The organism is Hymenobacter sp. FMD4 (genome assembly GCF_058932745.1).
Genome location: NZ_JBZYWH010000021.1, coordinates 72,802 through 98,667, shown reverse-complemented (window position 1 = coordinate 98,667; position 25,866 = coordinate 72,802). Strand labels below are relative to the sequence as shown.

At 57.5% G+C, this 25,866-nt stretch carries 27 protein-coding genes; 8 read left to right on the top strand and 19 right to left on the bottom strand.

What is annotated here, in order from left to right; genetic code table 11:
• The 4 genes from AC5FXY_RS17300 to AC5FXY_RS17285 form a co-directional block, all read right to left on the bottom strand.
• The coding region (locus tag AC5FXY_RS17300) for a hypothetical protein (RefSeq protein ID WP_493557962.1) at positions 1-600 on the bottom strand (600 nt) is incomplete at its 3' end.
• 76 nt (positions 601-676) lie between these two features.
• Positions 677-1,096, bottom strand: coding sequence for a hypothetical protein (locus tag AC5FXY_RS17295; RefSeq protein WP_493557961.1), 420 nt, complete (start codon positions 1,094-1,096; stop codon positions 677-679).
• A 178-nt stretch (positions 1,097-1,274) separates the two neighbouring features.
• Complete coding sequence (locus AC5FXY_RS17290; protein WP_493557960.1) at positions 1,275-1,580, bottom strand: hypothetical protein; 306 nt, start codon at positions 1,578-1,580, stop codon at positions 1,275-1,277.
• Positions 1,581-1,647: 67 nt separating this feature from the next.
• Positions 1,648-1,776 carry a hypothetical protein gene (locus AC5FXY_RS17285; protein WP_493557959.1) on the bottom strand — a complete coding sequence of 43 codons (129 nt, stop codon included), beginning with the start codon at positions 1,774-1,776 and terminating at the stop codon, positions 1,648-1,650.
• Positions 1,777-2,025: 249 nt separating this feature from the next.
• Between AC5FXY_RS17285 and AC5FXY_RS17280 the strand changes: the two genes are divergently transcribed.
• Complete coding sequence (locus AC5FXY_RS17280) at positions 2,026-2,964, top strand: hypothetical protein (protein WP_493557958.1); 939 nt, start codon at positions 2,026-2,028, stop codon at positions 2,962-2,964.
• A gap of 414 nt (positions 2,965-3,378) precedes the next feature.
• The gene (locus AC5FXY_RS17275; RefSeq protein ID WP_493557957.1) at positions 3,379-4,677 is read left to right on the top strand and encodes a ComEC/Rec2 family competence protein; all 1,299 of its coding nucleotides are present in this window, start codon (positions 3,379-3,381) and stop codon (positions 4,675-4,677) included.
• A 306-nt stretch (positions 4,678-4,983) separates the two neighbouring features.
• Here the strand turns inward: AC5FXY_RS17275 and AC5FXY_RS17270 are convergent, their stop codons facing one another.
• Positions 4,984-6,303 (bottom strand): hypothetical protein, encoded by a 1,320-nt coding sequence (locus AC5FXY_RS17270; protein ID WP_493557956.1) that lies wholly within the window; start codon positions 6,301-6,303, stop codon positions 4,984-4,986.
• Between the two features lie 96 nt (positions 6,304-6,399).
• On the opposite strand from AC5FXY_RS17270, the gene AC5FXY_RS17265 reads away from it, so the two are divergent.
• The 3 genes from AC5FXY_RS17265 to AC5FXY_RS17255 are packed head-to-tail and all read left to right on the top strand — an operon-like array spanning position 6,400 to position 10,087.
• Positions 6,400-7,617, top strand: a complete 1,218-nt coding sequence (locus AC5FXY_RS17265) for an ABC-three component system protein (RefSeq protein ID WP_493557955.1) — start codon at positions 6,400-6,402, stop codon at positions 7,615-7,617.
• Between the two features lie 11 nt (positions 7,618-7,628).
• Positions 7,629-8,123 carry a three component ABC system middle component gene (locus AC5FXY_RS17260; protein ID WP_493557954.1) on the top strand — a complete coding sequence of 165 codons (495 nt, stop codon included), beginning with the start codon at positions 7,629-7,631 and terminating at the stop codon, positions 8,121-8,123.
• Between the two features lie 8 nt (positions 8,124-8,131).
• A complete protein-coding gene (locus tag AC5FXY_RS17255; RefSeq protein ID WP_493557953.1) occupies positions 8,132-10,087 on the top strand; it encodes a DUF3732 domain-containing protein in 1,956 nt (651 codons plus the stop codon).
• A 46-nt stretch (positions 10,088-10,133) separates the two neighbouring features.
• On the opposite strand, the gene AC5FXY_RS17250 is transcribed toward AC5FXY_RS17255, so the two are convergent.
• The 5 genes from AC5FXY_RS17250 to AC5FXY_RS17230 all read right to left on the bottom strand — a co-directional run bounded on the left by AC5FXY_RS17250 (position 10,134) and on the right by AC5FXY_RS17230 (position 14,204).
• A complete protein-coding gene (locus AC5FXY_RS17250; RefSeq protein ID WP_493557952.1) occupies positions 10,134-10,751 on the bottom strand; it encodes a hypothetical protein in 618 nt (205 codons plus the stop codon).
• Positions 10,744-12,141, bottom strand: coding sequence for an AAA family ATPase (locus tag AC5FXY_RS17245; protein ID WP_493557951.1), 1,398 nt, complete (start codon positions 12,139-12,141; stop codon positions 10,744-10,746). The genes AC5FXY_RS17250 and AC5FXY_RS17245 overlap by 8 nt, the downstream gene beginning before the upstream one ends.
• A 195-nt stretch (positions 12,142-12,336) precedes the next feature.
• Positions 12,337-12,768, bottom strand: a complete 432-nt coding sequence (locus AC5FXY_RS17240; protein ID WP_493557950.1) for a hypothetical protein — start codon at positions 12,766-12,768, stop codon at positions 12,337-12,339.
• A gap of 57 nt (positions 12,769-12,825) precedes the next feature.
• Entirely contained in the window at positions 12,826-13,254 is a 429-nt protein-coding gene (locus AC5FXY_RS17235) for a hypothetical protein (protein WP_493557949.1), read from the bottom strand.
• Between the two features lie 101 nt (positions 13,255-13,355).
• Positions 13,356-14,204: a tyrosine-type recombinase/integrase gene (locus AC5FXY_RS17230; RefSeq protein ID WP_493557948.1), complete on the bottom strand. Its 849-nt coding sequence runs from the start codon at positions 14,202-14,204 to the stop codon at positions 13,356-13,358.
• A gap of 417 nt (positions 14,205-14,621) precedes the next feature.
• Here AC5FXY_RS17230 and AC5FXY_RS17225 point away from each other — a divergent pair, with 417 nt between their 5' ends.
• The 3 genes from AC5FXY_RS17225 (at position 14,622) to AC5FXY_RS17215 (ending at position 16,890) form a co-directional block, all read left to right on the top strand.
• A complete protein-coding gene (locus AC5FXY_RS17225) occupies positions 14,622-15,368 on the top strand; it encodes an HAD family hydrolase (protein WP_493557947.1) in 747 nt (248 codons plus the stop codon).
• A 306-nt stretch (positions 15,369-15,674) separates the two neighbouring features.
• Positions 15,675-16,199: a hypothetical protein gene (locus tag AC5FXY_RS17220; protein ID WP_493557946.1), complete on the top strand. Its 525-nt coding sequence runs from the start codon at positions 15,675-15,677 to the stop codon at positions 16,197-16,199.
• Positions 16,192-16,890, top strand: a complete 699-nt coding sequence (locus AC5FXY_RS17215) for a hypothetical protein (protein WP_493557945.1) — start codon at positions 16,192-16,194, stop codon at positions 16,888-16,890. The genes AC5FXY_RS17220 and AC5FXY_RS17215 overlap by 8 nt, the downstream gene beginning before the upstream one ends.
• Before the next feature lie 36 nt (positions 16,891-16,926).
• Here AC5FXY_RS17215 and traN read toward each other — a convergent pair whose 3' ends face one another.
• The 9 genes from traN to AC5FXY_RS17170 are packed head-to-tail and all read right to left on the bottom strand — an operon-like array spanning position 16,927 to position 25,859.
• The gene (traN, locus tag AC5FXY_RS17210) at positions 16,927-18,084 is read right to left on the bottom strand and encodes a conjugative transposon protein TraN (RefSeq protein ID WP_493557944.1); all 1,158 of its coding nucleotides are present in this window, start codon (positions 18,082-18,084) and stop codon (positions 16,927-16,929) included.
• 7 nt (positions 18,085-18,091) lie between these two features.
• Positions 18,092-19,282: a conjugative transposon protein TraM gene (gene traM, locus AC5FXY_RS17205; RefSeq protein WP_493557943.1), complete on the bottom strand. Its 1,191-nt coding sequence runs from the start codon at positions 19,280-19,282 to the stop codon at positions 18,092-18,094.
• A 15-nt stretch (positions 19,283-19,297) separates the two neighbouring features.
• Complete coding sequence (gene traK / locus AC5FXY_RS17200; RefSeq protein WP_493557942.1) at positions 19,298-19,912, bottom strand: conjugative transposon protein TraK; 615 nt, start codon at positions 19,910-19,912, stop codon at positions 19,298-19,300.
• 34 nt (positions 19,913-19,946) lie between these two features.
• On the bottom strand, positions 19,947-21,047 hold the full coding sequence (locus tag AC5FXY_RS17195) for a TraJ family protein (protein ID WP_493557941.1): 1,101 nt from the start codon (positions 21,045-21,047) through the stop codon (positions 19,947-19,949).
• Positions 21,048-21,077: 30 nt separating this feature from the next.
• Entirely contained in the window at positions 21,078-21,734 is a 657-nt protein-coding gene (locus AC5FXY_RS17190; protein ID WP_493557940.1) for a hypothetical protein, read from the bottom strand.
• A 13-nt stretch (positions 21,735-21,747) separates the two neighbouring features.
• Positions 21,748-22,401 carry a hypothetical protein gene (locus tag AC5FXY_RS17185; protein WP_493557939.1) on the bottom strand — a complete coding sequence of 218 codons (654 nt, stop codon included), beginning with the start codon at positions 22,399-22,401 and terminating at the stop codon, positions 21,748-21,750.
• Positions 22,402-22,426: 25 nt separating this feature from the next.
• Complete coding sequence (locus tag AC5FXY_RS17180; RefSeq protein WP_493557938.1) at positions 22,427-22,984, bottom strand: hypothetical protein; 558 nt, start codon at positions 22,982-22,984, stop codon at positions 22,427-22,429.
• 30 nt (positions 22,985-23,014) lie between these two features.
• Entirely contained in the window at positions 23,015-25,501 is a 2,487-nt protein-coding gene (locus AC5FXY_RS17175; RefSeq protein WP_493557937.1) for a TraG family conjugative transposon ATPase, read from the bottom strand.
• Positions 25,491-25,859, bottom strand: coding sequence for a DUF4133 domain-containing protein (locus AC5FXY_RS17170; RefSeq protein ID WP_493557936.1), 369 nt, complete (start codon positions 25,857-25,859; stop codon positions 25,491-25,493). Before AC5FXY_RS17170 ends, AC5FXY_RS17175 begins: the two co-directional genes overlap by 11 nt.
• Positions 25,860-25,866: the final 7 nt, after the last annotated feature.

Here is a 25,866-nt window from a genome sequence, read left to right as displayed (position 1 = left end):
TATTTGCTCGCCCGGGCGAAGCTTGAACTTAACCGCGGGCGCCGTCGTGCCCGCCAGCACGTCGTTCATTTGCGCAATCTGCTCCACTGAGCACTGGGGGGGGGAGGAGGAGGAAGCGGCAATGATTTTCCCGCGCAATGATTGCAGCTGTGAAGGCAATTCGGCTTCGTTTTTTAGCTCGTATAGGGCCAGTACCTCCTTCAGCAACCCCGCGCATGGGTCTGGTTGCCCGTCTTTTAGCGGGACCTTGATCTTGCCGTAGTCGGCGGGCAAAGTCAGCGGCGGTATGGCCACGCTGCTGCGTTCGGTCGAGACGTTGTAGTACACGCCCGGGAGCTTGTGTTGGAGGTAGACGACGACCTCCTTGTTGGCGTCGACCGTAACGGTCTGGCCCACTTGGGAAGACAGGTCGATTGCCTCCGACATATCAGGCCCTTGCCTTTGGTCGTCTTGATTGCCGCCCTGTTGTTGCTGCTGCTGGCCGGAACCAGCCTTGTCCTTTTTCTTTTGCGCGGCGGCTGGTAGGGCTGCGCAAGTAATGATAGCGGCCATGCCCAAGCCTAGGCCCAGCCGCGAGAAAGCGTAGAGGTTTTGATGCATAAAGTCTAGTTATTAAAATGGAAACCTAGCAATAGGGTGTTTGTGGGTAAGGGTAGGCGATGATGCAGCAGAAAGGCTAGGAGCAAGCCCAGGCGCGGGCAGCGTTCAGATCGGTGAAGGCACGAAACGCGGGCAGAGCTCCGGAAGCGGTCAGTTCGCCGATGAGGGGGCTAAACAGCTCGCGGCTTTGGGCGTGGTCGGAAGGAATTACGCCGAAGCGCTGGAGGCCCATCTGGCGCAGCATGGGGATGACCACGGTGCGGGCCCATTCCACATCGGCGGGCGTCGTGTTGTGCAGGGCTTGGTCGTTGGATACCCAGCCCGACACCTGGTGCCGGCGGGCGAGCATGAGGGCGGTGATGGTGCCCGCCTGGAGCTGTTCTTTGGTAGGCTGGGCGTACCAATCCACCTCCAAGGCTAAGCACTCGCCGCGCTGCAGCAGTCGCACCCGGTGAAACGAAGTGGAAGAAAGCACCCGCGCATTAGCAGTGGGCATAGGCAGGCTGGGTTGTGTGATGTTGCCGCTCCGGCAAGAGAATCCAGGTACTATTTATCGCGAGTGGTTTTGCACAGGTGTGGTCGAAGGTAGCGGAAGTTCGGAACTCATTTTTACGAATTCCACACCTAAAAAAACCTAGCTATGGAGAAGCCTCGTTACCTCTTTCATGCACCCCTTAGCTCTGCGCAGAATGCCGCTTTGGTACGCTGGGCAGGTGTGCCCACGGATACAGGGCTGCGTTCAGTACCGCCAGCATCACCGTCCATTGGGGGCTGTCTTTGTGCAGTTCGGCCGCGGCCATTTCCACTAGCTCGCAGGTGGCGCGCACTTGACGCTGCCAGGGTGCGGGCATGTCGCACCTGGCCAGGCGGGTTAGCACCGGGAGGGCCTGATCGGGCAGGCTGCGCAGCAGGGCATGGTCGTAGGGTAGCTGTCCGGTCACGCCGTCCAGCTGGTGGTGCAATAAGTGCAGGTCTTCCAAACTGGACAGGGGGGCATACGTTGTACTAGGTTGTCCAAGTACACAATCCGAAAGCTTTCGGGCAAGGCTAGGCCTTAGGCTGCAGCGCCTCGCTCGAGTAGGCACGCAGGATGTACCAGCGCACCAGGGTTTTCGCAGCTTCGGCATGGGCCTGGTGCAGCAGCTGCCGGCTGTGCGCTACCGCCAAACCATACATCGGGGGCCGAGCCGGCAACGCGTGCAGCTGGTTCAGGCTTTACGTGGGCATGAACCGCAACAGGTCTTAAGGGCGGGGACGGTTGGTTTCCTGCAGCAAGGGCGCCAATTCCCGCACGAAACCTCATTGGTTAGAGTAGATGATTACCCTAGAACCCGTCGTGATGAATCACCATGCCCGGTATTGCAAGTCCCCTGCTCAACAATAGCTTTGCCGGTTGGGGACGCTTGCAAAGCCCCGGTACGCTGTATGAAAAGACGTGTCACCACGCGGTATATGTCCGGAGTGGGTTTGGTGGGGAGCGTAATGCTGCTGGGCGCAGCGTTTGCCCCGCCGGCCAAGTCCGTGGCTGATGTGCGCTACCAATTGGTGCTCCGGACCATCTTGCATCCGGTACTGGAAGCGGCCAGCACCAACGTGTACCAGTACCGGCGCATCAGCGGAAAAAGCGGCGAACAAAAGGTGTATTCGTTCGTGGGCAACTTCAACCCGGCCTTCTACCCGGATACGCTCACCCTCTTTCGGGACGGGGCGCCGGGACGGCCGGGTCCGGGAGTGGACCCCACAGGCAAGTACATCGTCCGCAAGATGGGTAAGGCCTACTACGGCAGCTTTGGCAACACGGGCACCTTCCTCCAGTGCATTTGGGGAACCACCGCCATCGACGCCGACTTTGAGGCGCGGTTTCAACAGGAGTTTGGCGTCAGCCCGCTCAGCGGTCGCCTGCTTACTGCCGACGGCAAGACGTGGCCCCAGTGGTCGGGCAAAGCCGTGTTGCTGGTCTTCCAGAAATACTACGGGCCGCCGTCCTTTACTTTCCAGCACACGGCCTACCAAGCGCTCTACAACCTGGCCGCCAAGGAGTATGCCCGGCAGTACGTCGGCTTGCTGAACCACCTGCTGGTTCGCCGGCGGCCTGCCTGGAACGCATTGTGCGCGCAGTACGCCGCCGATGCCAAAACCAAACCCGACTTCGACGGGTCCCTGGCCAGTGCCCGCGCGGTCGAAAAGCTCTTTTCTAAACAGGAGCGGGAGCAATTCCCGGACATGAACGCCTACCTGTACCGGCCGGTGGGGGAACTGATGCGCCGGCAGTGCGACGGCAGCCTGCCGGCGCTGGTGCACTGCTTTCGCACCATCTTGCAGGACTACGACCCGGCCGCGCTGAGCCAGCTGCAAGTACAATAGTGCCGGGCGGTGGGTTACTTCCTCCCGGGGGCGGGTCTGCCGCGGCTCCTTGAACATCCAGGTTGATAAGTTAGCGGGCGTGTTGCTCGGGCGTTAGCATAACGGGGCCGGCGAATAGCGTGGTTTTAGAGCTTTGGATAGGGTCAGGCGGTAACGAAGAAGCGTCGCATAAGCGGGATGCGCAGCTGAGCTTAATTCGCTCCTGCGGCTGCGCTGGAAAAGTTGAAGTGCAGCATCTGCTTGGACTTTTAAACGAGTTGAAGACCAACAGCAATAAGCAGGCGGGCGCCAGCTAAGATTTAACCGGTAACGCTGTCTTTGCAACGTATTTTCCGTGTATAATCGGGCCTGCAAACCGCTCATCCGCAAGCCAATTCAACTGGCTCCCGGCCGGGTTTCTATCTTCTGCTATCCATGCCCGATTATCGCTACGTCCGAACCAACGAGGCACGCTTCTACGCCGCCGACAAACACACTGGCGCCCGCACCAGCAAGGTCATCAACCGCCTGCTGATGGGCTCCTACGTGCGGCTGCTCAGCCCGGCCGCCGTCGACGGGTATTACCACGTGCGCTCCATGGGCAAGGAAGGCTGGATGATGGAGGCGGATACCACGGACCGCATGGGCTTGAAGCTGTTCTTCCTGGATGTAGGTCAGGGCGACGGCGCCCTGATGGAAGTGGGCAAGTACCGCTTCCTCGTGGACGCCGGCCCTGATTCCCATATGAAGTCCTACCTGGTCAAGTGGCAATACAAACACCTGCTGAACGCCGGGCACTCCGTGCACATCGATGGGCTGTTCGTAAGCCACTTCGACGCGGACCATTACAACGGCTTCACCGACCTGCTGGCCGACTCCCGCTTTACCTTCGGCACGGTGTACCACAATGGCATCGGCAAGTGCGCCAAGAAGGACGGCGCTTTTCAGCCGCCCTTTAACTCGGGGTTGGGCGAGACGTACACGACCGCTGCGGGCGTCAAGTACCTCAAAACCAACTTCGACTCACTCGAAGACCTAATTGCTCTGCGCGAAGCCGGCGGGCTTCAGGCGATGTTCGTACGCTTTATCACGGCGCTCGAGACAGCCCACCGGGAAGGGCGATTAGGTAGCGTTCAGCGCTTGCGGCACGACGATACGCTGTTGCGCGATGAAGTCATCGACGGGCAGCTCTTCCGCCTGCGAGTACTCGGCCCGGTCTGCACGCAAAACGACGGCCGCTGGGAGCACCGCTGGTTTGACGACGATTCGCACACGGTCAACGGCCACAGCCTGGTGCTGCGCGTGGAGTTTGGCAACTGCTCCGTTTTGTTGGGCGGCGATTTGAACATCCAGGCCGAGGAACACCTGCTGGCGCACTTTGGGGAGCAGAATCCGTTCGAGGTGGACGTGGCCAAAAGCTGTCACCACGGCTCGTCGGAATTCACGGAACAGTTCATGGCTCGGGTGAACCCCTTGGCAACCGTTATCTCGTCGGGCGACAACGAGTCCTACGCGCACCCGCGGGCCGACGCGATTGGCTGCGCCGGCAAATATAGCCGGAGCCAGCGGCCGCTGGTGTTTTCCACCGAGCTGGCCCGCTCCACCAACCTCGAGTCCCAAAAGCTCCTCTACGGAATGATCAACTTGCGCTGCGACGGGCAACGCATCTACATGGCCCAGATGAAGGAAGCGCGCAACAGTGCGGACGTGTGGGACTCTTACGAGGTGAAATAGGCGCGACCCCAGCGGCTATGACGAAAGCAGTTACAGTGTCAATGGCCTAAAAAGTTGCTAAAGTAGGCCCGACGTAACAATGCCTTAGTACCGATAACCCTGCATTATCGGTACTAAGTGGGTAGCTGTAACTGGTTTTGGGCGAAGAGTCACGTAGGGACGCGGATGAGGGTCATCCGTTCCGGTAAATTCTCATGGACGCCGCCTAGCTGGCACCCACGGCGGGAATTGCGATATACCGTGGGAGAACAGTGGAACCGGCATCCATGATTTCTGCCACCCGTTTTTGCCACCCAAAACCGGGTGTCAGGCCACCTGCACGGTGGGGGCGTGGCGCTTGAACTGCTCCAGCAGTTTGAGCACGTCCACGCCCACGTAGTGGTTAAAGCTTTGCTCGGTGGTGTGGCCGGTGGCCATCATCACCATGCGCTGGGGTACGCCCTGAAAGAGCTTCAAGTTAACAAAGGTTTTGCGCCCGATCTTGGTGCTGAGCGTAAGCCAGGTCAGGTGCACCAGGCGGGCAATGAGCTTGAGGTACTCGTTGACCTTGGGGCAGCGCGGCACCAGCTGCGCCGAGCGGCCGGCGTACTTGGCCGTCAGGGCCACCGGCTTGAACGGCGCGTCGTCGTAGTAGGGGATGTGGCAGGCGTTGCCGGATTTGCCCCGTTCCCACCGGATGATCTGCCCGCGGATGTCGCCCGGGCCCAGCAGGTCGGCGTCTTGGATGCTCATACCGGTGTAGCAGCATTGCAAAAATTTGTCGCGGGCCAGCTCCACTTCGGCCAGGTAAGCGCGGAAGGGCGCGCCGGTGATGCCGGCGTCCTGCTTGTCGGGGTAGAGGGCAAAGATGCGCTGCTGCAGCGGCGGGCTCTGAAAGTCCAGCGCGGCGATGCTCAGCAGCTCCTCGTCGGTCAGCGCGTCCACGCCCACGTAGCGGCTGTAGGCGGTGAACTTGCGGTACTTGCGGTTGACCGGCAGCTCGATGTCCTCGTCGCACCAGCGCAGGAAGGTGTTTAGGTGAGCCACGTACTTGCCGAAGGTGTTGAGTTCCTTGCCCAAGTGCTCCAGCACGTAGAGGCGGAAGGGCTGGTAGAACTGCACCAGGTCCATGTGCTCAAAGGCCAGCAGTTGGCCCGCGTGCTGCTCGTAAGCGGCCAGGCGCTGCCGGGTGGCATTGTAGGCTTTGAGTGTGTTGGGGGAAGTGGCCTTGCCGGTTTTCTTCGACACCTTGGCGCCCTGTTCCTGCACCCAGGCATCAAACCACTGCAGTACGGTCTGCGGCACTGCGGCGGTGGGCGTAGCAACGGGGGCCGGCTTATCGGGCTTGGTAACTGCTTCCACGGCCGCTAGAAGCTCCGCCTCGGTTAAGCGGCGGCGTTGCTGTTCAGCGGTGTCCTGAGCCAGCTCCGCCGCGTTGTGAATGTCGTCTAGCTTGGGGTTAATCTGCGCGTAATACGAGCCTTTCACGGCGCGTACCCGGCTGACTTCCTCATCCCAGTGCTCGGGGCGGCACCGCTCGCCGCTGCTTACCCGCACGCGGTGACCCGCCCAGCAGATTGTTACCTGAATGGGGGCAAAGCCTTTTTTATTGAGTTTGTCCTTGCGCAGCTGGCGGGTGATTTCCATAGATAGTGCGACAAACTAGGAAATAGCTATCGTATTTATGTATTTACGATGGCTTAATTAGCTGGTCATTAGCTGCGCGTTTTTCTTGTTCCCATCATGAGTCCATCTGTATTCTCCGCCGGTCCACAGGCACTGGGATACTTATATCAAATCCAGTACGCGCTTTATGCTTTATTGGAAGAGCGGCGTACTGAAGCCAAACTCGCCATTGAAAGTTTAGATGACTATTCTATCGAGGACGGGGAGCACACGCAACTGGGGCAGCTCAAGCACCATCTGAACACCAAGAAGCAAGCCTCATTGACAGCGACCAGCTCCGATTTGTGGAAGACGCTACATATCTGGGGGACTATGCTCAAAAACGGGGAGTGGAAGCCAGGAGATACCACCCTAGCGCTGATAACCACTGCCTGGGCTCCAGATGATTCGCCTGCTGCTTTACTACGTAGAGAAAATAGGAATGAGAAGGAAGCGCTGCGTCTTCTTGTGGAAGCGGCTACTAATTCTAGATCGAATGACGAAACGCTTCAGAAGAACTTCAGGACTGTGCTAGAACTAGATTCCCTGCAGCAACTCATGCTGATGGATGCCATTGTAGTGTTTGACAATGCTCCTAAGATTCATGATTTGCCGGATCTAATTAAACAACATCTAGTGTATGGGCCGCCTCCAGATAAGATCAAGCCAATCTATGACCGCTTGGTGGGCTGGTGGCATGAGAAAGTAGTGGAACACTTGGTGGCCGGGTCGAAACAGACCATTTCATGGCTTGATCTACAGATGAAAATTGCAGACATCACCAGCCAGTTCCAGCGGGATAGTTTGCCCATTGATTACGCTCATACTATCATCGAGGACGCTTATTTCGATGCAGAGCAGGACAAGATGTACGTGCGGCAGCTGAAACACATCAAGGCTTCCCCTGAGCGCATTTACTGTGCCATTGACGATTATTTTCGGGCGTTCGAACAACGCACTCGGTGGGCCAGTGACAAATTGTTAATCGACAAAGAGCTGGAAGGCTACGAAGGGACTCTGAAAAAGGAGTGGAAGCGTTACGTTGGGCAGTTGAAGATGGATTTGGATGACGAAAACGTTCTGGAAACCGATTCTGCTTGCGTAAAATTTGGCAGGCAGGTGCTGAACTGGATGGAGGCAGCTAGGATACCAATTCGCAAGCAGATGCCCGCAGGCGACGAATACGTCATGCGCGGCAGTTTCCATATGTTGGCTAACCAGGAGCTGCCGCCTATCTACTGGCATCCCAGATTTCTGGAGCAGCTGCAACAGGTTGTTGAAGCTACGGCCCAGTAACCTGTAGTGGCATGTTACCCTGGAGTCAACGGCCAATAGAAGTGGCTAATTTGTTCAATCCAGCTTATTGTGCCTTGCTGCTGTACGAGGCTGTAAATGCGCATCAGCAGGAAACCGGGCGGGGCATGAACTATGCCGTGGCTTTTGTCGTGCTGCCCGTGGTATTGCATAAGGAAACCCGCGAGTTGCTGCCCAACTCGGTCTCGACCAAACTTCACGCTTGGCTACAAGCTCACCCGCAGGTGCGCGTGGGATTTGCCGAGCGGATGCAGCAAATGGTACCGATTACCCGGGAAGGGTTGATGTTCGCCCTGCATCACGGGGCGCTAACGCTGGATGAAACATCGGCACTTGTAATCGGACCGCACCAGCCGGGTAAATTCAAAGTGAGCAAGGATTCCGATGCCACTTTCTGCGTGAAGAAGGCACAATTTGTAGGACGCTGGTTTGCCAGTATACCCGATGCAGTAGCCTTCTTGAGCGTTTGGGATATAAAAATCAATTAATCGCACACATGCAAATCAGATCCATTATTCTATACAGCTACCAGGGCGAAAAGCGCGTGGTACCGTTTAAGCTAGGCCAGGTTAATATCATCACGGGCGAGTCGAAGACGGGCAAATCGTCTATCATCAACATCTTAGATTTCTGCTTAGGGCGCCAAGAGTTTACAATGTTCGAGGGGGTGAACCGCGATGTGGTGGCGTGGTACGCGGTGCTCCTGCAGATTGGCCCAACGCAGGTGTTCATTGCCAAATCACCGCCTAAAGGGCACTCGGTGCAGCAGAGCCAGGGCTACATTACAGTTGGGTCAGAAGTGCAGATACCGGAGCTGCAAGACCTAAGCTTCAATACCAATGACACCCGGATAACAGAATATCTATCCAGCTTGCTGGGTATTGCTCCGAACGAAACCGTAGGCACGGCCAGCGAAGGAGCCGACGTGTTTCAGGCGACGCTCGACCACGCTAAGTTTTATCTGTTTCAAAATCAGAGCTTGGTAGCTAACCCCAATCAGCTATTCTGGCGGCAAAATGAGCCGGTTATCCCGCGGCATATACGGGAAACGATGCCCTACTTTCTGGGAGCTATCCAAGACAACCGGATGGCGCTTAGTGCCGAGCTACGCCGATTGAAGAATGCGATGCAGAAGCTGCAACGGGATGCCCGGCAGGTCGAAGATGCTATCAGCAAGCGTAACGAGGGGGCCAATAAGCTGCTGGTTCAGGCACAGTCATTGGGGATGCTCAAAGAGGAAGTTCCGGAGTCACTGTTCCTTGAGGCGCTTATCACGCTGTCCGGATGGACGCCGACGCCCACTGAAGCGAGACCTACGGTAAACGCTACCCCGCTGGAACAGGAGAAGGCCCGTGCTAAACAGATGGGGGAGGCCTGTAAGGAACTAGAGCAGCAGATAGAAGCGGCGGAAGAGCACATTCGCAAAGCCAATGGATACGCCGCGGCCGTCAAGCAACACGTTGACCGGCTTACGGCTGTGAACTTGTTTGATCGTGCGGGCGACGGCCACCATAATCGGTGTCCTATGTGCTCCGAGCCTCTGAAGGAAGACGCGCCACCGACGGTAGCAGCGCTGAGCACGGCGCTCAACCGAATGGAAGCGGATTTGGGTGGCATGCAGCGGCAACGTCCACAACTGGAGCAGTACTTGGCCAGCCGACGAGCCCAACTGGAAACCTTGCGGGGCGAGTGGCGGGTGGTCGATCAACGCGTTAAAGCATTGGTTCGATTACAAAGGGGCAGCGCACAACTGGAACGGGACGAGCAAGCGCTGAAACTGGTCGGCAAAGTAGAAGGCTTCCTCGAAAACATCGAGGCGCTGCCCGATCTGGCTTGGTTGAAAGCGCGCATCGAGAAGGGTAAACGCTACATTGAGGGGCTAGAAGAACAATTGAGTAAGAAGGCAGTAGAAAAAATCATTGCGTACAGCCTGAGCGTCATTGCGCAAGACATGACGGCCTGGGCCAAGGACCTGCAACTCAGTCACGCGGGCCATCCACACCGACTCGAATGGGGTGATTTGACAGTAGTGGCTGACCACAACACCACAATCCCAATGGAGCGCATGGGCAGCGGCGAAAACTGGTTGGGTTGCCACCTGATTTGTCTGCTGGCGCTCCATAAGTTCTTCGTCGAAGCCAACCGCCCAGTGCCGCGCTTTCTGGTGTTCGATCAACCTACGCAGGTCTATTTTCCACAACTCAATTACTCCACGCTTGACGGCACGGTACAGGATTTAGCAGCAATAGGAGCGGATGAAGCCGCTGTAAAACGCATGTTTGACTTATTCTTTAAAGTAGTTAAAATGCTGGGCCCTAATCTGCAAATTATCGTGACTGAACACGCAAACCTTGATACACCGGAATTCCAAGCAGCATTGGTAGAAGAGCCTTGGACAAATGGTCGGGCATTGATACCCTCGGATTGGATAACTGCTAAAAATAATCAGTAATAAAAAAAGCCGGCTAATATTAGCCGGCTTTTTTTATTACTGATTGCTAGAAGTACTCAGCTGCATAAGTGTCAAATTCATCGGCCGTAAAAACAGTCGCAAGCCCTTGCTTACCAGCAAGCATTCCATAACAAATGGAATGCCTATTACTTACTGGGCTCTGTAAGGAAGCAAGATTGTAGGTGATAAGGTCTTTGTCAGTAAGATGAAACATGACGAAGTATTTCATTCGTACATCGTCGCGGTTTAGTAATGCCTTAACCCCATCAGTATTTGCACTATAAAGCGAAAGCGCCGAGGTGATAATGAAGATACTCTCTGCAACCTTAGCTCTAAGTTCCTCTTTCATGCCTTGTACCCACGCCTCAAAATCTGAAACAAATGCTGATTCATTATCTGGAGGGGGAGCAGACCAATAACGGGCAATGTGTGCTGATGCATCTCTCATCTCTATAAAGCACACAAGCCTTTTTTCTGCATCAATATGCAAACAATCAGCTGACTTAATAGTCGTCTTTATACCTAATCTATTACAAAAATTGTCTTTTACATCATCAAAATGTATGACAGGGAATGATGAAGGGCAACAACTAGATGGAACGGTATTGATAGGAAGAATTTGAGCATTTAGCTCCCCTATTAATACAGATTTTAGATTATTCATCCTGTGCTTTTGCTCTTAAAAATGCAATCCTTTTCATCGGATCAGCTAATAATTTATAAAGGGGGGCAGTGTCAGCTGTTATGTCCGTAAAAGTGCAGAGACCGTCAACCCGCTCTGAAAGGTAAAATTTTGCAAATTTTTCTATTCGATAAATTTTTGTATACGCTTCTAAAGCTTGAATGAAGTAGGGGCTATGTGAGCTAACAACGCAGTATACGTTGTTCGATACTAATATCGCTATAACCTCGGCATAAATAATTTGCCATGCTGGATGAAGGTGTACCTCTGGCTCATCTATAATTAGTAGATTACTAGCTGCTAATACGCCAGCTCTAGAAAGCATCTGAATTATGCCTAGTGTTTTTACACCGGAAGCGGTATTAGATATTTTTACACTAATACTATCATTGGAGGAAAAAACAAATGAATCTTCCTCTGTATCGTAATACAGGCTGCCATTGATTGTCGTGCTGATAAGACTGCTTATGTGACTATCATAGATACTATTTGGTTCGACATCTTTAGAAGCAAAATTAAGCTTTTCCATTAAGTCGGAAGTCGAATATGAGCTTGAATATTCACCACTAGGTAGACGTGGAGTTATAATTAAATCTTCTTCAAAATTAAGTATAAATGGTGTTTCTATTAAAGTAGCATCCTCAAAAAGAGTTGGAATAGCAGATTCTGTTACTTTGAATAACTTTTCATTCAAAGCGTTTTTTCTAAATGTAGCTGATAGTATTTGTTTATTGGCATCTAATAATTTAATACTTCCCTTGCTTGTGCTCTTTTTGTTGTTGATCTCGCCTTTAAAGATTGAATTGAATATATTTTTTACTGAAGCGGCATAGGTTAACTGCGGCTCATGTTTTTCTGATAAGACTGCCTTTATGTTGCTGATGTATTTGTCTAATATATCATGTCTAACTTTGTTTAGATGATTTATTTCATCTTGACTGTCTTTTATTTCCACAAGGATGCCTCCAGACTCGTGTCTAACGAGTCTGCGATGTGAGCGAATTTCTATTTCATGTATGACTGTATCCTTTATATCTTTGCTGAGTGTATCAAAATTTTTTAACCCATTATCATTCATAAATTTTCTTACATCTCTAAATCTTCTCAAACTATTGTTTAATATTGAAGGAGATATATTGGTGCTAGAAACTTGTCTTAATTCAGATATTAACTCTGAAATTATAGGCGTGATCTTATTTTGCTGTACGGCTACAAATTCATCTTCTGTGTTGCGGATTGCTTTTATAATTGAAAATAAGGTCTTCCCAATGGTTGACTTTCCTGTATCGTTTAACCCACCAATAACGGTTAAACCAGTCAAGTCAATTTCGGCAGAACCGATAGGGCCAATATTTTCAATGCTGAGTTGCATGGGCAGAGGGGGCAGTTAAGCTTGAATGTCAAGCCAAGCAGTCGGAACAAAGGTAGGCGAGTATGTCATACCGTGTAGGACGTATTTACCATTCTGTTCAATCAAAGTTTTAATTGGGCCGGTTGTGGCTGCCGCGTAGCAGCTCAGGCATCTGGGTTCCTTCTTCCGCTGCATCTCCAGCAGCTGGATTGTGCGTTAGAGGGTGTAGTGATGCTCGTACAACAACGACGGGAGCGGGTAGGGCCCTGTCACGTTCCGCACGTGCAGCTTGGTGGCCGTGTGCTCCAGCACAAGCATTTTGATGATGACGCGGGGATTGTCCACCAGCGTCTTGTAGAGCGTGTCGCCCTGCAGCCGGTAGGTGTAAGGTACAACCAGTGTGGGGCGGAACCAGTGGTTGTAGGATTTCCACTCGGTGGCCGTTACCTCGCTGTAGTTTTGCCCGGGTGGAATCGGCTCTTCCCAGATGGTGGTGGGGGTGCCGCTGGCCAGTTCCACTTGGGTGTTGCGCACCAGGTTCCAGCGGCCTTCTACATCAACCGAAGGCGTAGGGTCTTTCTTCTTGGAGCAGGCCGCAGCCACGATGAGCAGCAGGCCAAGGAGGAAAGTGTGAAGATGTCGATTCATGGATTACTTCTTCAGCGGCATCTCCAGCAGCTGGATGAATAGTTGATCTGTACTCAGTTACCGCCGCGCGTAGGTGTCTTCATCTTCATGCCGGTCTGCGTTAGGTCCTACGCTCGTGCCGCGGAGCTGCAAAGCAGTGGGTGTGAGTTCCACAATTGCTTTCCGAATTGTGAGACTAGGAGAACCGGCGGACGTGATCAACAAGGTGTCAGCTTTGCGGACGAAGGAATACTGTGTGGTGTTAGGAGCTCCTCCGACGAGTTGGTCATGGCCATATTCAATGGTGGAGCCAAAAATCTTTATGTAAGCGCCAGGCCGCATAAACCCATCTCTTACGCTGGTGATTTGGCCGTTTGTAAACTGAGTGTGGGTGCTTTTCGTCAGGGCCCAAGTGCCTTCCAGCGAAGGTTCGGGGTCTTTTTTCTTGCAGGCAGCACCTACGACGAGCAGCAAGCTGAATAGGAAGGTGGATAGATGTCGGTTCATAATTGAATTGAGAGAGGGATAATTGGGCGGGTTAGACGTATGGCGCGGAATCCACTAATTTGAGAGGAGCAAAAGTATGTTTCTGGCAGCGAACAAGCACATTATAATCCAAGTTCTTTCGCCGAATTATGCTGCCGTACATTGTCTAGACGGGTGTAGCGCCGGATCATCGCGCTCGTCTTGTGCTTGGTTTGGTTCATGACCTTAGAGTCGTCAGCGCCGTTAAGTTTGGACACCGTGACAAACGAGGCCCGGAGCGAGTGGGCCGTGAACTGCGGCCCCAAGTATTGCTGCACAATTAGGTTCGTATACTTTGTAGTCATTCGCCGCGTAGTAACCTGATTGTTCTTCCGAAGCGACACGAATACAGGCCCCTTGGTGCGCCCCAGAACGCGTAGCCAAGCCTGCAGCGATCGAATTGGGCACAATGCTGAATCAGGGGAGTAGAAAATAGCCTTTTCTTCAGCTTGGCCTTCCTGGTTGGTTTTGCTTTGCCCCAACGTGACTACCAAGCCTTCTTCGTCAAAGGCTAGGTCTTCAATATTCAGCGCCTCAAGCTCGGAGCGGCGGAACGCCCCGGTAAAGCCCAGCAGCAGCAAGGCTCGATTGCGCAATCCGGCGGGCGTGCTCACGTCGATGCTCTTAATCGTGCGCTTGAACGAGGCCAGCGAAAACGCCGGCGCCTGCTTTTGCCGGGTTTTCTTTTCGCGGGCAATGCCCTTGAGCAACACCTTGATTTTCTTATCCGCTGTGGGCGAGTCCAGTCCGGCCAGTTCGTGCGCTTTAGCAATGGCCGCCGCATGCCGCTGAATAGTAGCAAACTTTTTCCCCGCGTCGGCCAGCTCCGCCAAAAAGCCCACCAGCGCCTCAACCGGTGCCGGCAGCGACGCGAGCCCGTGCTGATCGCACCAAGCGGTGAAACGCTTCCAATCGCCGGCGTAGGCGCGCACGGTGTTGGCCGCCCCGCGCAGGCCGGACTCGACGTAGCGGTGAGAGGACTCGAGCAGGTGCGCGGGTACTTGCGGGGCGGGCGCGGACGGGGCGGCGGGCAGGTTGCTCACGGTAGCTATATAATATAGGAGTAAGTCGCCGAAAACCGGCGCTTTTCTTGGGTACAAGATAAGGAACGATAAGTAAACCTTATCAGTCCTTATTGTTGAAGCCTTCATCGCCTTCGTTAAGGCAACGATGTTGCGGATCCAGTCAAGGGTGCGCTAAAAAAGGGTCAGTAAAACGATGTCGAAAACACCCCTGCAAAACGACCCTTACCGCGCCATTTTCATTGAGGGCTCTGGTGTCCGTTAAACGAGGGATAAATCAATAGTTGAGGCAACGTAAGTTTACCTGTTATCTGCCTCACATCGCCCATGTCTAAACTTACCCCTGTCCCCCTTGACGTACTGCAGCAAGCAGTGGAGGGCTTGTATCGGGCGTTCGGTGGCTACCCGCTCTCCTCGCTCGAGGGCTGCCCCTGTTGCGTGTCATCGGCCAACAAAGAACAGGTCACCCACCGCCCCCTGCGAGAACTGACCGAGGACGACCTGGGCCGGTACGCGGGTAAGGCCATGACCACCTGGGGCACCGTCGAGGATTTCAAGCACTTTTTGCCCCGGCTCTTTGAACTGACCGCTGAGTTTCGGGCCCCCTACGAGGAATTCGTGGTCTTTGGCAAACTCGACTACGGCCGCTGGCGCGCGTGGCCGGCGACGGAAATCGCGGCCGTCGAGCAGTACTTCTTGGCCTTGTGGGGCGTAATGTTGGTCAGTGAAAGTCAGGCGTGGCAGTTCCGCGACTACTTCGTGGCCTTGGCTGGCATTTACCCGCGCTTTGACGAGTTGCTGCAGCGGTGGGAAGCCAGCCCGAGCCCCGTGGCGTGGGGGCTATTGAGCGACGAAGTCTTCGAGCACAGCCGCGCCATTTTTCAAAACCAGTACTTTAATGGCCCCTTCTTGGCGTCGGTCCCACTGAGCCAACACTTTAGGGCCTGGGTCACGTCCCAGGCCGTACGGGACAAACTGCTGGCTGCCTTTAGCCAGTGCTCCGATGAAGCCGCCGCTGAGAAACTGGGCGTGGCCTATGACCTGATTGAGTACGAGCTTAAATACCCTAGCTGAGTTCAGCGAAACGGTAGCCTATGTCATCACGTCCATTTATGTCAACTGCTGTACATCACGAGACTTATATGCACGGAGACATGGAAGCCTGGTAATGCCACTAATTTTGCCACTAGGATGGAATTAAGTGCTGCTAATGCTTCACAATAAGCTTTATTAGTATTTCAAGTTTTCCCGATGGAGAAAATTGCAATACACTTTTGTAATAACCAGTTTGGAAGATCGTCCTAACAGGCATTCGCCCTACATTTGGGTATTTGATTTACGATTTGCAAATTGCAAATCGTAAATCAACGAACGCAATCCATGCGCCAGCACAACGGGATGCGGCCCCAGGATGTCGTACTTCTGCTCAAGGTACTTTTGCTGGAAAATACTTCCTGGCAAAGCAAAGACCTAGCGCAGGCATTGCAGCTGAGCCCAGCCGAAATATCCTTTAGCCTGAAGCGGTGCCAGTACGCCCGCCTGCTGGAGGGCAAAGACCGGCGGGTGGCAAGGCGGACCTTCCTAGAATTCCTGCTCTACGGGCTGCCGGTGGTGTTCCCAACCCAGCCCGGCCCCTTGGTGCGCGGCATGCCGACGGCCCACAGCGCTGCACCCCTCAACCACCAGGTCGTTGCCGAGCAGCTCTACGTATGGCCCGACGCGGCCAGCGACAGCTGGGGCAGCGCCGTCGAGCCCCTGTACCCCGGGGTGCCCCAAGCCGCCAATGCCGACCCCCAACTGTACGAACTGCTGGCGCTTACCGATGCCTTGCGCGTGGGACGAGCACGGGAGCGCAAGCTGGCCGGGGACTTGTTGCGAGCGTTTATGTTGCCTGCCCATGCCTAACCAAGCCAACCTGGCCGCGCTGCAGGCCGTGGCCCGTGCCCTGGGGCCCTTGCGGGAGCGGGTGGTCTTTGTGGGCGGCAGCACCGCCGGGCTTTACAGCACTGTGCCCCGCGCCGCCGAGTCGCGCCCCACTATCGACGTGGACTGCATCATTGAGGTAATACCCCGCATGGCTTACTACCAGTTGGAAGAGGAGCTGCGCGCTCTGGGCTTTCGCCACGACCAGTCCTCAAACGTCATATGCCGCTGGCGCGTGGCCGGGCTCACCGTGGACGTGATGCCCGTGGGTGAAGACAACATCCTGGGCTTCTCCAACCCGTGGTATCCCGAAGGTTTTGCCCACGCCATTCCCTACGGCTTGCCGGACGGAACGACCATTCGGATCATGCCGGCGGTGTACTTCGTCGCCACGAAGCTGGCGGCCCTGCGCAACCGCGGGATGAGCGACATCCGCCTGAGCAACGATCTGGAAGACATCGTGTACGTGGTGGACAACCGCGTGGAGCTGGCCGCGGAGACCGGCGCCGCCACGGCCGCCGTGCGCGCCTACCTGGCCGCGGAAATCAACCAACTGCTGCTGCACCCTGAGCTCCGGGAAGCCATCGACTGCCAGCTGCCCTACGGCTCCGGCGAAGACCGGAAGTACATCGTCGAAACCCGGTTGCGCGACGTCGTGGCCGCCTGTCAGTAAAAAACCCGGCCGGTTCCGGTTTGGTACGTCGCCCGGCTAGTTAAACGAGCGGGCTCTAAGCAAATCCGAGTTGCTGAGCTTGAGCTTGAGGTGGCGCCCGCCGCCTTTCTCGTACACCTCAACAAGGAGGTTTTTCTGATCCGGGATGGTGAACTTACTGAACACGAATACCTGCTCCAGCTGGCCGTCGGCCTCGATCTTTTTCAGGGTGCCATTATACACGTAGGTAGGGGCAAGCTCAATGGCCTGCTCGGCCGTGCGCTTGGCGACCCGCTTGTCCTGGATGTAGAATTTCACGAAATCCACGTCGTAGCTCACGTTGGACCGGTTGGCCAGGTGGAGCGGGAAAAACAACGTTTCGTGTTGGTAGCCGACGCGGCCCACGCGCGCCCTCAGCTGATTTTTGCTTTCGCTGGCTGCCATACCGCCGCGGGCCAGGGCCCGTTTGGAATAAGCGTCCAGGTTGCCCTGGGGAATGGGCGTATTCGACAGGATGGCTTCCCCCGCACCGGCATTGGTCGAAGCCGAAGCCGCGCCCAGATCCAGGCTGAGCACCTTGGGGTCGTGCTGGTAGTTGACCAGGAATTGGTACAGCTTGCCCCCGGAGGTGAGCACGGTCATGTTGGTTTCGGCCAGGCCCTTACCGGCCGCTTTCACGCGCACGATGTTCTCCGCGCCCGTGGCCTTGGCCGCCAGAATGCCGCTGTTGCCCAAATCGACGTAGGTAACCGGGTAGGGAAACACCAGGTGGGTGGTTTTCTGGTCGCTGACGTAGAGCGGGAGCACCGGCAGCTTGCCGGCAGCGCCTTCGTGGGCCGTGCCCAGGTCGAGGCCCAGCAGGCGCGGGTTGCGCTGGTAGTTCACGACAAAGGAATACAACGTGCCCCCGGCCGTGAGCACGGTCAGGTTGGTTTCCCCGAAGCCCGCGCCGGCGGCTTTCACCCGCACAATGTTTTCAGAGCCGGTGGCCTTGGCGGCAATCAGCCCGGCGCTGCCTAGGTCCACGTAGGTCACGGGCGCTGGAAAGACCAGGTGCGTCGTTTTCTGATCCGAGACAAAAAGGGAATAGGTCGGGAGCCTGGACCTGGCATCCCTGCCGGCCACCGGCCTGGCGCTGGCCAGGGTAGTCGGGGATTGCGCCAGTGCGGGAGCCGCCAGGCCAATCGTCAGCGCAAGGGAAAAGGCAATTCTCATCGGGAGCTTATTTAGCAATCTTCAACAGGAGCTGGTAGCCGGCTTTCAGGCGCACTTTCACCAGGCGGAGCTTCTTCTGCCCCAGCCCCTTCACGGCTGTCACGGCGACCCCGGCCGCGGCCAGCGTGGGGTCGGCGCTCATGGTCATGGCGTCGGCGGCGTTGAGTCCGTCGGCGCCGGCTTGCTTGGCCGCGTCGCGCGTGATGGCACCCGGGATGTGCAGGCCTTCCAGCCCGTCCACGTCGTAGACTTCCAGCGCGGCCGGAAAGACCCGGTTACCGGCTTTCAGGGTTTCAATGGCGATGCTAAGCCGCTCGCCCGAAAGGCTGCACTTGCCGTGGATGAAGGTGTTGGCCGGCAGGGTATGGCCGTTGACAACGGCCGTTTCCGTCAGGCGCATTTTTACCAGCGAGCCGCTGACGACTTCCTGCGATTCGTGAATCACGGCCGGCAGCGTGTTGGCGTCTTCGGAGGCCGGGCGGCCGTCGTCCAGCCCCAGAAACGAGGCCGTGCGCTTTCGGCTGGCACCAGCAGCTCCTAAGCGGGAGACCACTGCATCCTCGTCCACCACGTGCGCCCTGGTTTTGGCTTTCTTTTTCGCAGCGGCTACCCGCGGCGCCGCGGGTCGGGGTGCTCCTCCCCCACCGCTGCTCCCGCTTTGGGCCAGCAGCTGCGCCATTTGCAGCTGCGCGTCTTTCTCAGCCAGCTCCCGCTCGTGCTGGCTGCGCATGAGCGCTAGCTGCTCCTGGGGCGTCAGGGCGCCCGCTGGATTCGCGGCCGCGTCCGCCGGCGCACCGGAGTTGAGCTGGGCCTGCTGGGCGGCGATGAGCTGCTGCTGGGCCTCGACTACGGCCTGGTCAACCGAGCCGTTGGGGCCTGGCCGCCCGTCGGCGCCGATGGCGTAGGACAGGCCCGTGGGCGGGCTGGTATCCGGGCGCGCATCCACCAGGCCGCGGTTGCGCAGCGAATCCACCGGGGTGGCGTACGCTTCGAGTTTGCTCGCGGTGATGCGGGTTTCTTCCGCCGTGGGCAGGGTGGTGTTAAAGCCGGTTGCGACGGGCTGCGCTTCGGCCGGCTGGCCCTGTCCGCCCCCGCCCAGGTAGAACATTACCGCCAGAAAGGGGACGCCCACCACCGGCAGGAAGGTGGCCAGCTTGCGGGTGCGGATAAACTGCGGATCAAGTGGTTTGGTGGCCATGCGTGGAGAGGGGCGTTAGCGGGGCAGCGTGCTCAGGTCCGTGTTGCGCAGCACGCGCCAGTTCTCGATCAGAAAGCCGTGCGGGTTGTTTTCCGAGCGCGTGACGTCCCGCAGGGTGCATTCGGAGACAAAGTCGCGGGTGGTGACGGAGGTAGCCCGAATCACGCGCTGGTGCCCGTAGCAGCGGGCCACGATGGGCCGCTGAGCGGTGATCACCACGCTGTCCACGGTCATTTCGAGGCTGATGTTGGCGGCAATCAGGTCGTTGTAGAAGCCCTTCTCTTTGAAGTTCTGGTACTGACGCTTGGCCGAGTTGTCGGCCAGGTACAAGGCCTTGTTCACGTTGCCGTCGATGGCTTTCGGGTCGGGGTCCAGGGTGAAGAACAATTCGTGGAAGCGGGCCACGTGGCTGCGCGCTTCAACCGGGCGGTTGGCCCGGGCATCGCGGGCGCCGGCGGTGAGCAGCTGCCCGTTTTCCAGCACGTAGATGGTCTGGGCCGCCGCGCGCGAATGCTGAAAGGCGAAGTAGGCCACGGTGCCCGCCAAAAGCAGCGCGGCCAGGATGACAATTAAGGCCAGGGCTTTGATCTGCTGAAACGCCGTGTTGATGGTTTTAAGGGAGGCAAACATGGATGGAAGAAGCTGGTGAATAGAAGAGGCAGGGCTACGAGGAGCGCCGGCCGAATACCCGTTCCCGGATGGCGGTGCCGGCGCGGTGGCCGAACTGCTCGCCGCGGCTCAGGTAGCCCGTCCCCGTGCTGACGGCTCCGGCTACCCCGGCTGGCCCCATCCGACCGGCCGTGCCGGCTATGGCGCCCGCGGTGGCCGCGGTGCCGATCAGCGCGCCCTGCATGGCCCGGGCTACGCCGCTGACGCCCGAGGCCGCAAGCATCATGTCGGTGATGAAGGGAATTACTAGGTAGCCGGCAATGGCGATGCAGAGAAAAACCAGGTAGCCAAAGTCGGCCGAGTCGACGCCTGCCCCGGTGTTCAGGCGGCCGATGTCGGACTCGAGCATCATCACCTGAAACTGCCCCATGATGGCCCCGAAGATGTTGGCCACCGGTACCCACAGGCTGATGGTGATGAACTGGCCCAGCCACTTGGCGATGGAGCCGGTGAAGCCCGGGAAAATGGCGATGCCAAACGTCAGCGGGCCGAGTACTGAAAGAACGATGAGCAGGAAGGTGGCCAGCACGTTGACGAGCAGGCGGGCGGCGATGTGGAAGAGCTCCAGGGTGTTCTTCATCCATTCCCGGAAGTCCTGCTTGACTTCGTATTTCAGCTTGTCAAAGCCCAAGGCCGCCTGCTGGCCGAGGTTGTTAAGACCAGTTGGCCCTCCCAGTTCTTCTAAGCGCTTCTCGTAGGCTTCGTCCGTAGCAAAGTGTTCGTTGCCCGGCTGGCGGGCTAGCAACTCTCGTTTCTGCTGCTGCAGCGCATCGATGCGGGCCGTTTGATCGGTGCGCACGGAATCGGTGCTCGAAGCCAGTGCCCCCGTGATACCCCGCAGGCCACCGAGCAGCTGCGGGAAGAGCAGAATGGCCAGGCCAATCAGAAACGGGCGCAGCAGCGGGTACATATCGATGGGCTCGGCCCGGGCGATGTGGCCCCACACGCGGGAGCTGATGAAAACAAGCGCGGCAATACCGCCCACGGCGCGGCCCAGGGTAAGGAATTGCGCCACCAGCGGCAGCATCGAGTCATAGAGCCGGCCCAGCATCTGCTCCATCTGGAGCATCTGCATGGTAATCGAATTCAGGTCCATAACGGCGGGGAAGGAGGGGCGGAAGAAATGCTAGCGGGTGGTATTGCCGGCGCCGATGAGGGCCAGGACCGAGGCCCGGTCCTGCCGGGCCTGCTGCTGCTGATAAGCCACGGCCCGGCACTTGCCCGTGTAATAGATCATCAGGTGCTGCTGCTGCTGCATCTGGTCGGCAATGCGGTTGATGAACCTGATGCGCTGCGCGTCGGTCATCTGCGCCCGGTTGGTGGTCATGACGGTCGTCAGCTCGGCGATCAGCGCAATGTTTTCCTGCAGCAGCGCCTGGTACATGGCGGAAGCCTCCGTGACTTGCGCGGGCGTAAGCCCGCGTGTGCGCAGCTCGGCTACGCCGCAGGAAAACTGCGTAATCATGGCGCTTTGGGCATCGTAGATCTCCCGCACCCGGCGGTAGTTGCGCACCCCGGTGCTGATCTGCCGCAATCCACTGTACCACTGCGCGTGCAGGGCCTGGGTTTGATCGGTGATGCCCTTGATGGCCGTGCTGAGCTTCTTGACGTCACTGGCCAGCTCCTTGGCTCTGCCCTTCAGGGTGGCCGAGACTCCCTGGTGGAAAATCTGCTTGCGCGAGATTCCTTCGGCGATGGGGGCCGAAATAACGGCTTGGGCGAGGGCCCGCTGCGTCGCCAGCCCCAACAGGCTCAGCAGCGCGAGGGTGCAGCTGGTTTTCATCGAAGCAGGGGGGTTACCGGGCGCGGGCGCCCATGAACGATAAAAGGGTCTGGCGGTCCTGCTCCACCTGCTTGGCTGACTGGAGCAGCATCATGTTGCGCCGGGTGAAGTAGCTCACCAGCCCCAGATGGTCCGTGATTTTGGCGTCCAGCTGGTCAATGAACTCCAGGCGATCCGCATCAGTCATCTTGAGCATGGCCGGGCTTGTAACCGTGCGCAGGTCGGCCACGGTGTTGGCGCCCTCGGCCAGCAGTTTGGCGTACATGCTGGTCATCTCCGTGAGCTGCTGGGGGCTGATGTAGGGCGAGGTGCGCAGGACGTTGATGGCGGCAGAGTACTGCTGGATGATCTGGGTTTGCTTGGCGTAGATGGAGCGCACCCGGCGGTAGTCGCGCACGGCGGCGCTCACCTTCAGCAGCCCCTCGTACCACGCTTTGTGCTGCTCCAGGTTCTTGCGGGCGAAGGTCTTGGTCAGCTCCTGCTCCTTCACGCCGAAGGCCACGAGCTTGTTGGCGGCCGCTTCCAACCCTTTCATGGTTTTTTGCAGGCCGGTCTGCACCGCGCTTTGCCCTTCCAGCAGGGGCGCGGACACCACGAGTTGGGCCGATGCCCGGGTAGTAGTCAGCCCCAGCAGTGCCAATCCGACGAAAATGATCTTCTTGTTCATGGGGTTCTCGCATTGCGAGCGGTGCTTATTGATTCCGGGTTTCGGGATGCTGCAGGTACTTCATGTGCCGCTCAGCCGCAAATCGTGCTTGGCCAGTGCCTCCCTCAAAGCCCATGAGAGTTGGCATGGCTTGGGTGGCCGTTACATTGGGCTCTTTCGTGAGGGACAGCAGCATGGCAGCCATTGATTCACAGCGGCCAGTAAGACCATTCCAGGTCTTAACATCTTCGGGTTTGACCCGCGGCATGCCGCGCGAGCGAATTACCGTCCGCAACACGTAGCGGTACCGTGCCCAGCCGCTACGCACGACCGGGTGATCCTTGACCGACACGTCCAGGGCACTGCCCTGCCAGGCCGTTACGAACTCGGCGTATTTGCGCGCCGCGGCTTTATCGGCCGGCTCTGCTTTGGGTAGCGCCGACAGGCTATCGGCCAGGGCTACCGCCGCGGCTACCTCAGGCGAAACAGCAGTCGATGCGCTGAGAGCGGAAGCAGCTTGCTCAGGCGAGGCGGAGGTGGTAGCATCAACGCCGCAGCTGCTGAGCAGCGCCAGCACGCTCAGGGGAAGCAAGGTCTTGTGCATATTTTTTCCCTTTTGTTGAAGTCAAATGGCTTAGCCTGCCCGCAGCTCGGCCGCGTACTGCTTGATGGCTGTAGGCATGTCGCCGGTCTGGCGCAGCTTCTCGAACAGCCGCACCTTCTCCGTTTCCTCCGTGGTATAAGTCACATATTCCTCCTTTGACACCTCGATGGCGTACACCTTCGACACGACCCCGCCCAGGCTGATGAACACCTCGGTGTAGCGGCCCCGCGCGGGCTTGTTGTCGCGGTTGATGGAGAGCACCAGGTCCTTTTCCTTGGGCGTGAGCGAGAGCAGCTGCTGGATCTCCTCGAAGCGGCTGAGGAACTTGCGCTGGTCCAGCAGGATCTTGCAGTCGGAGTTGTTGATGATGGCGTCTTTGACAATCTCGTTGCCGATGATGTCGTCGATTTCCTGCGTCACCACAATGGCCTCGCCGAAGAACTTGCGCACCGTCTTGAACAGGTACTTGATGTAGGCCGCCATGCCAGGCGTGGTCAGCGCCTTCCAGGCCTCCTCGATCAGGATCATCTTGCGGATGCCCTTCAGCTTGCGCATCTTGGAGATAAAGGTCTCCATGATGATCAGCGTCACCACCGGAAACAGGATGGGGTGGTCCTTGATGTTGTCGAGCTCAAAGACAATGAAGGGCGCCTGCACCAGGTCCAGCTCCTTGTCCGAGTTGAGCAGGTAGTCGTACTCGCCGCCGCGGTAGTAGGGCCCGAGCACGTAGAGGAAGTTGTCGATGTCGAAGTCCTTCTCGCGCACCTTTTCCTCTTCCAGGACCTTGCGGTAAGTGCCCTTGACAAACTCGTAGAACGTGTTGAAACCGGGCTTGATAGCCGGGTTGGCTTCGAGCATCACGTAATACAAACTCACGGCCGTGGAAAGCGACACGTACTCGGACTGGCTGACGCTTTCGTCGTCCTTTTTCCAGAGCGCCTGCAGCAGCGTTTTGATGCTTTCCTTTTTCTCCACGTCCAGCTTGCCGGAAATCAGGAAGGGGTTGAAGGCAATCGGGTGGTCCTCCTCGTAGGTGAAATAGACCCCTCCGACCAGCTCGCAGAGGCCCTTGTAGGAGTTGCCGGTGTCCACCAGCAGCACATGGGCGCCCTGCTCGTAGTACTGGCGCACCATGTGGTTGGTGAAAAACGACTTGCCCGAGCCCGAGGGGCCGAGCACGAACTTGTTGCGGTTGAAGATGATCTGCCGCTTCATAGGCTCGTCGGAGAGGTCCACCAGCACGGGCTTGCCGGTGAGGCGGTCGGAGAGCTTGATGCCCTTGGTAGCCCCCGTGGAGCGGTAGTTGGTTTCCGAGGCCCAGAAGCAGACGGCCTGCTCGACGAAGGTGTAGAAGGTTTCCTCGCTGGGAAAGTCGCCGGCGTTGCCCGGAATACCGCCCCAGTAGAGCGCGGCAATGTCCACGGTGTTGTGCCGCGGCTTGCAGTTCATCGCGTTGAAGGCCGCGCTCACCAGCTTGCGCACTTCCGCCAGCGCGTCTTCGCTGGGGCTCCAGGTGAGCACGTTGCAGTGCACCCGCACCGGGCGACGCTTGTGGGCAATGAGCTCGTTGAGGTAAGCGTGGTAGTACTCGACGTTGATGGCGTTCTGCCGCGAGTAGAGCGCGAGGGAGGTGAGCCGGTCTTTTTTCTGCTCGAAGGTCTTCACCGTTTGGGCGGTGTTATCCAGGAACACATATTGGTTCAGGATGTGATTGCAGCCCAGCAGCAGCCCCAGGGGCGCGGCGAAGGAGATGGGAAAATCGGAGTGCTCGGTGCTGTAGGGCTCGTAGCGGATGTCGGTTTCCACCGAGGTGGGCAGATCGTCCAGGTTGGCCACCGAGAACAGGTTGCAGAGCTCCGCTCCTACTTTCAGCCCCTGGCTCAGGTCCAGGTCCACTTGCCGGGCCTGGTCCGATAAGTCCAGCGACAGATACTTTTCCAGCAGGCCGGCCGCGTGCTCCGTGCCCGCCAGCTCGTCGGAGGTCAGCCGGTGCGCCTTGATAAAGGGTGCGTTGGTGGGTCCTACTGCTTCCAGCGTGCGCACAAACTGACCTACGCTATCAAGGAATGCTTCAAGCACCTTGGGGTCGAGCATCTCCCGGGGCACGATGTGGCGCCGGGCCAGCAGCCCCGAGGTGCTGCCCCAGTTGGGGCGCTCGGACGAGCACTTGGTGATGAACAGGTAGCAGCAGTGGTTGAGGAAAGGCCGCTCGTGGAAGTGGCGCTCGTAGGAAGCCGACAGCAGCGTGCGCTCGGCCTCGAAGCCCGGGGCATACCGGTCTTCCACGTACCAGTCCTGCTTGTGCACGACGCAGTGGTCCGGCAGCAGGCGCACGGCCTTGACAAAGGCGGCCTGCAGCTGCGCGTAGTCTTCCCGCGAAAGGGTAAAGATTTCCGGCAGCTGTAGCCGGAAAGCCACGGTCACGTCCGCGTTCTTCGAGATAAGGCAATCCTTCTCCACCTTGTAGATGGGCTGCTTGGATTCCAGGGAGGCGAAAGGCAGAACTTTAGCGCTCATACGGCAGCAGGCACGTCCGGCGCGGCCAGGCGCGTCCGGTCGAATCCTCGTTTAGGTGTTGGAACAGGCGGCTGCGGCGATTGGTGAGGTACTTCGGTGAGGAACGCCGCGCCGCGGCCTTGCTCAGGCCGTGCTCGCCGTAGCGGCGGTTCAGCGCAAACACCCCGGCCCACATCCCGCCGCCCGCCGCGAAGCTGAGCAGCACCGTCAGCAGCAGCGGAACGCCTAGCAGGTAGCAGGTCACGAACAGGACAAACACCAGGGCGATGCCGGCCACGAGGAAGTAGATGTTGCTTCCCACCAGGCCTTTGAACTCCACGGGCTTGTTGATGCCCCGGTTCAGCTCGTAGACGGGCATACCGGCG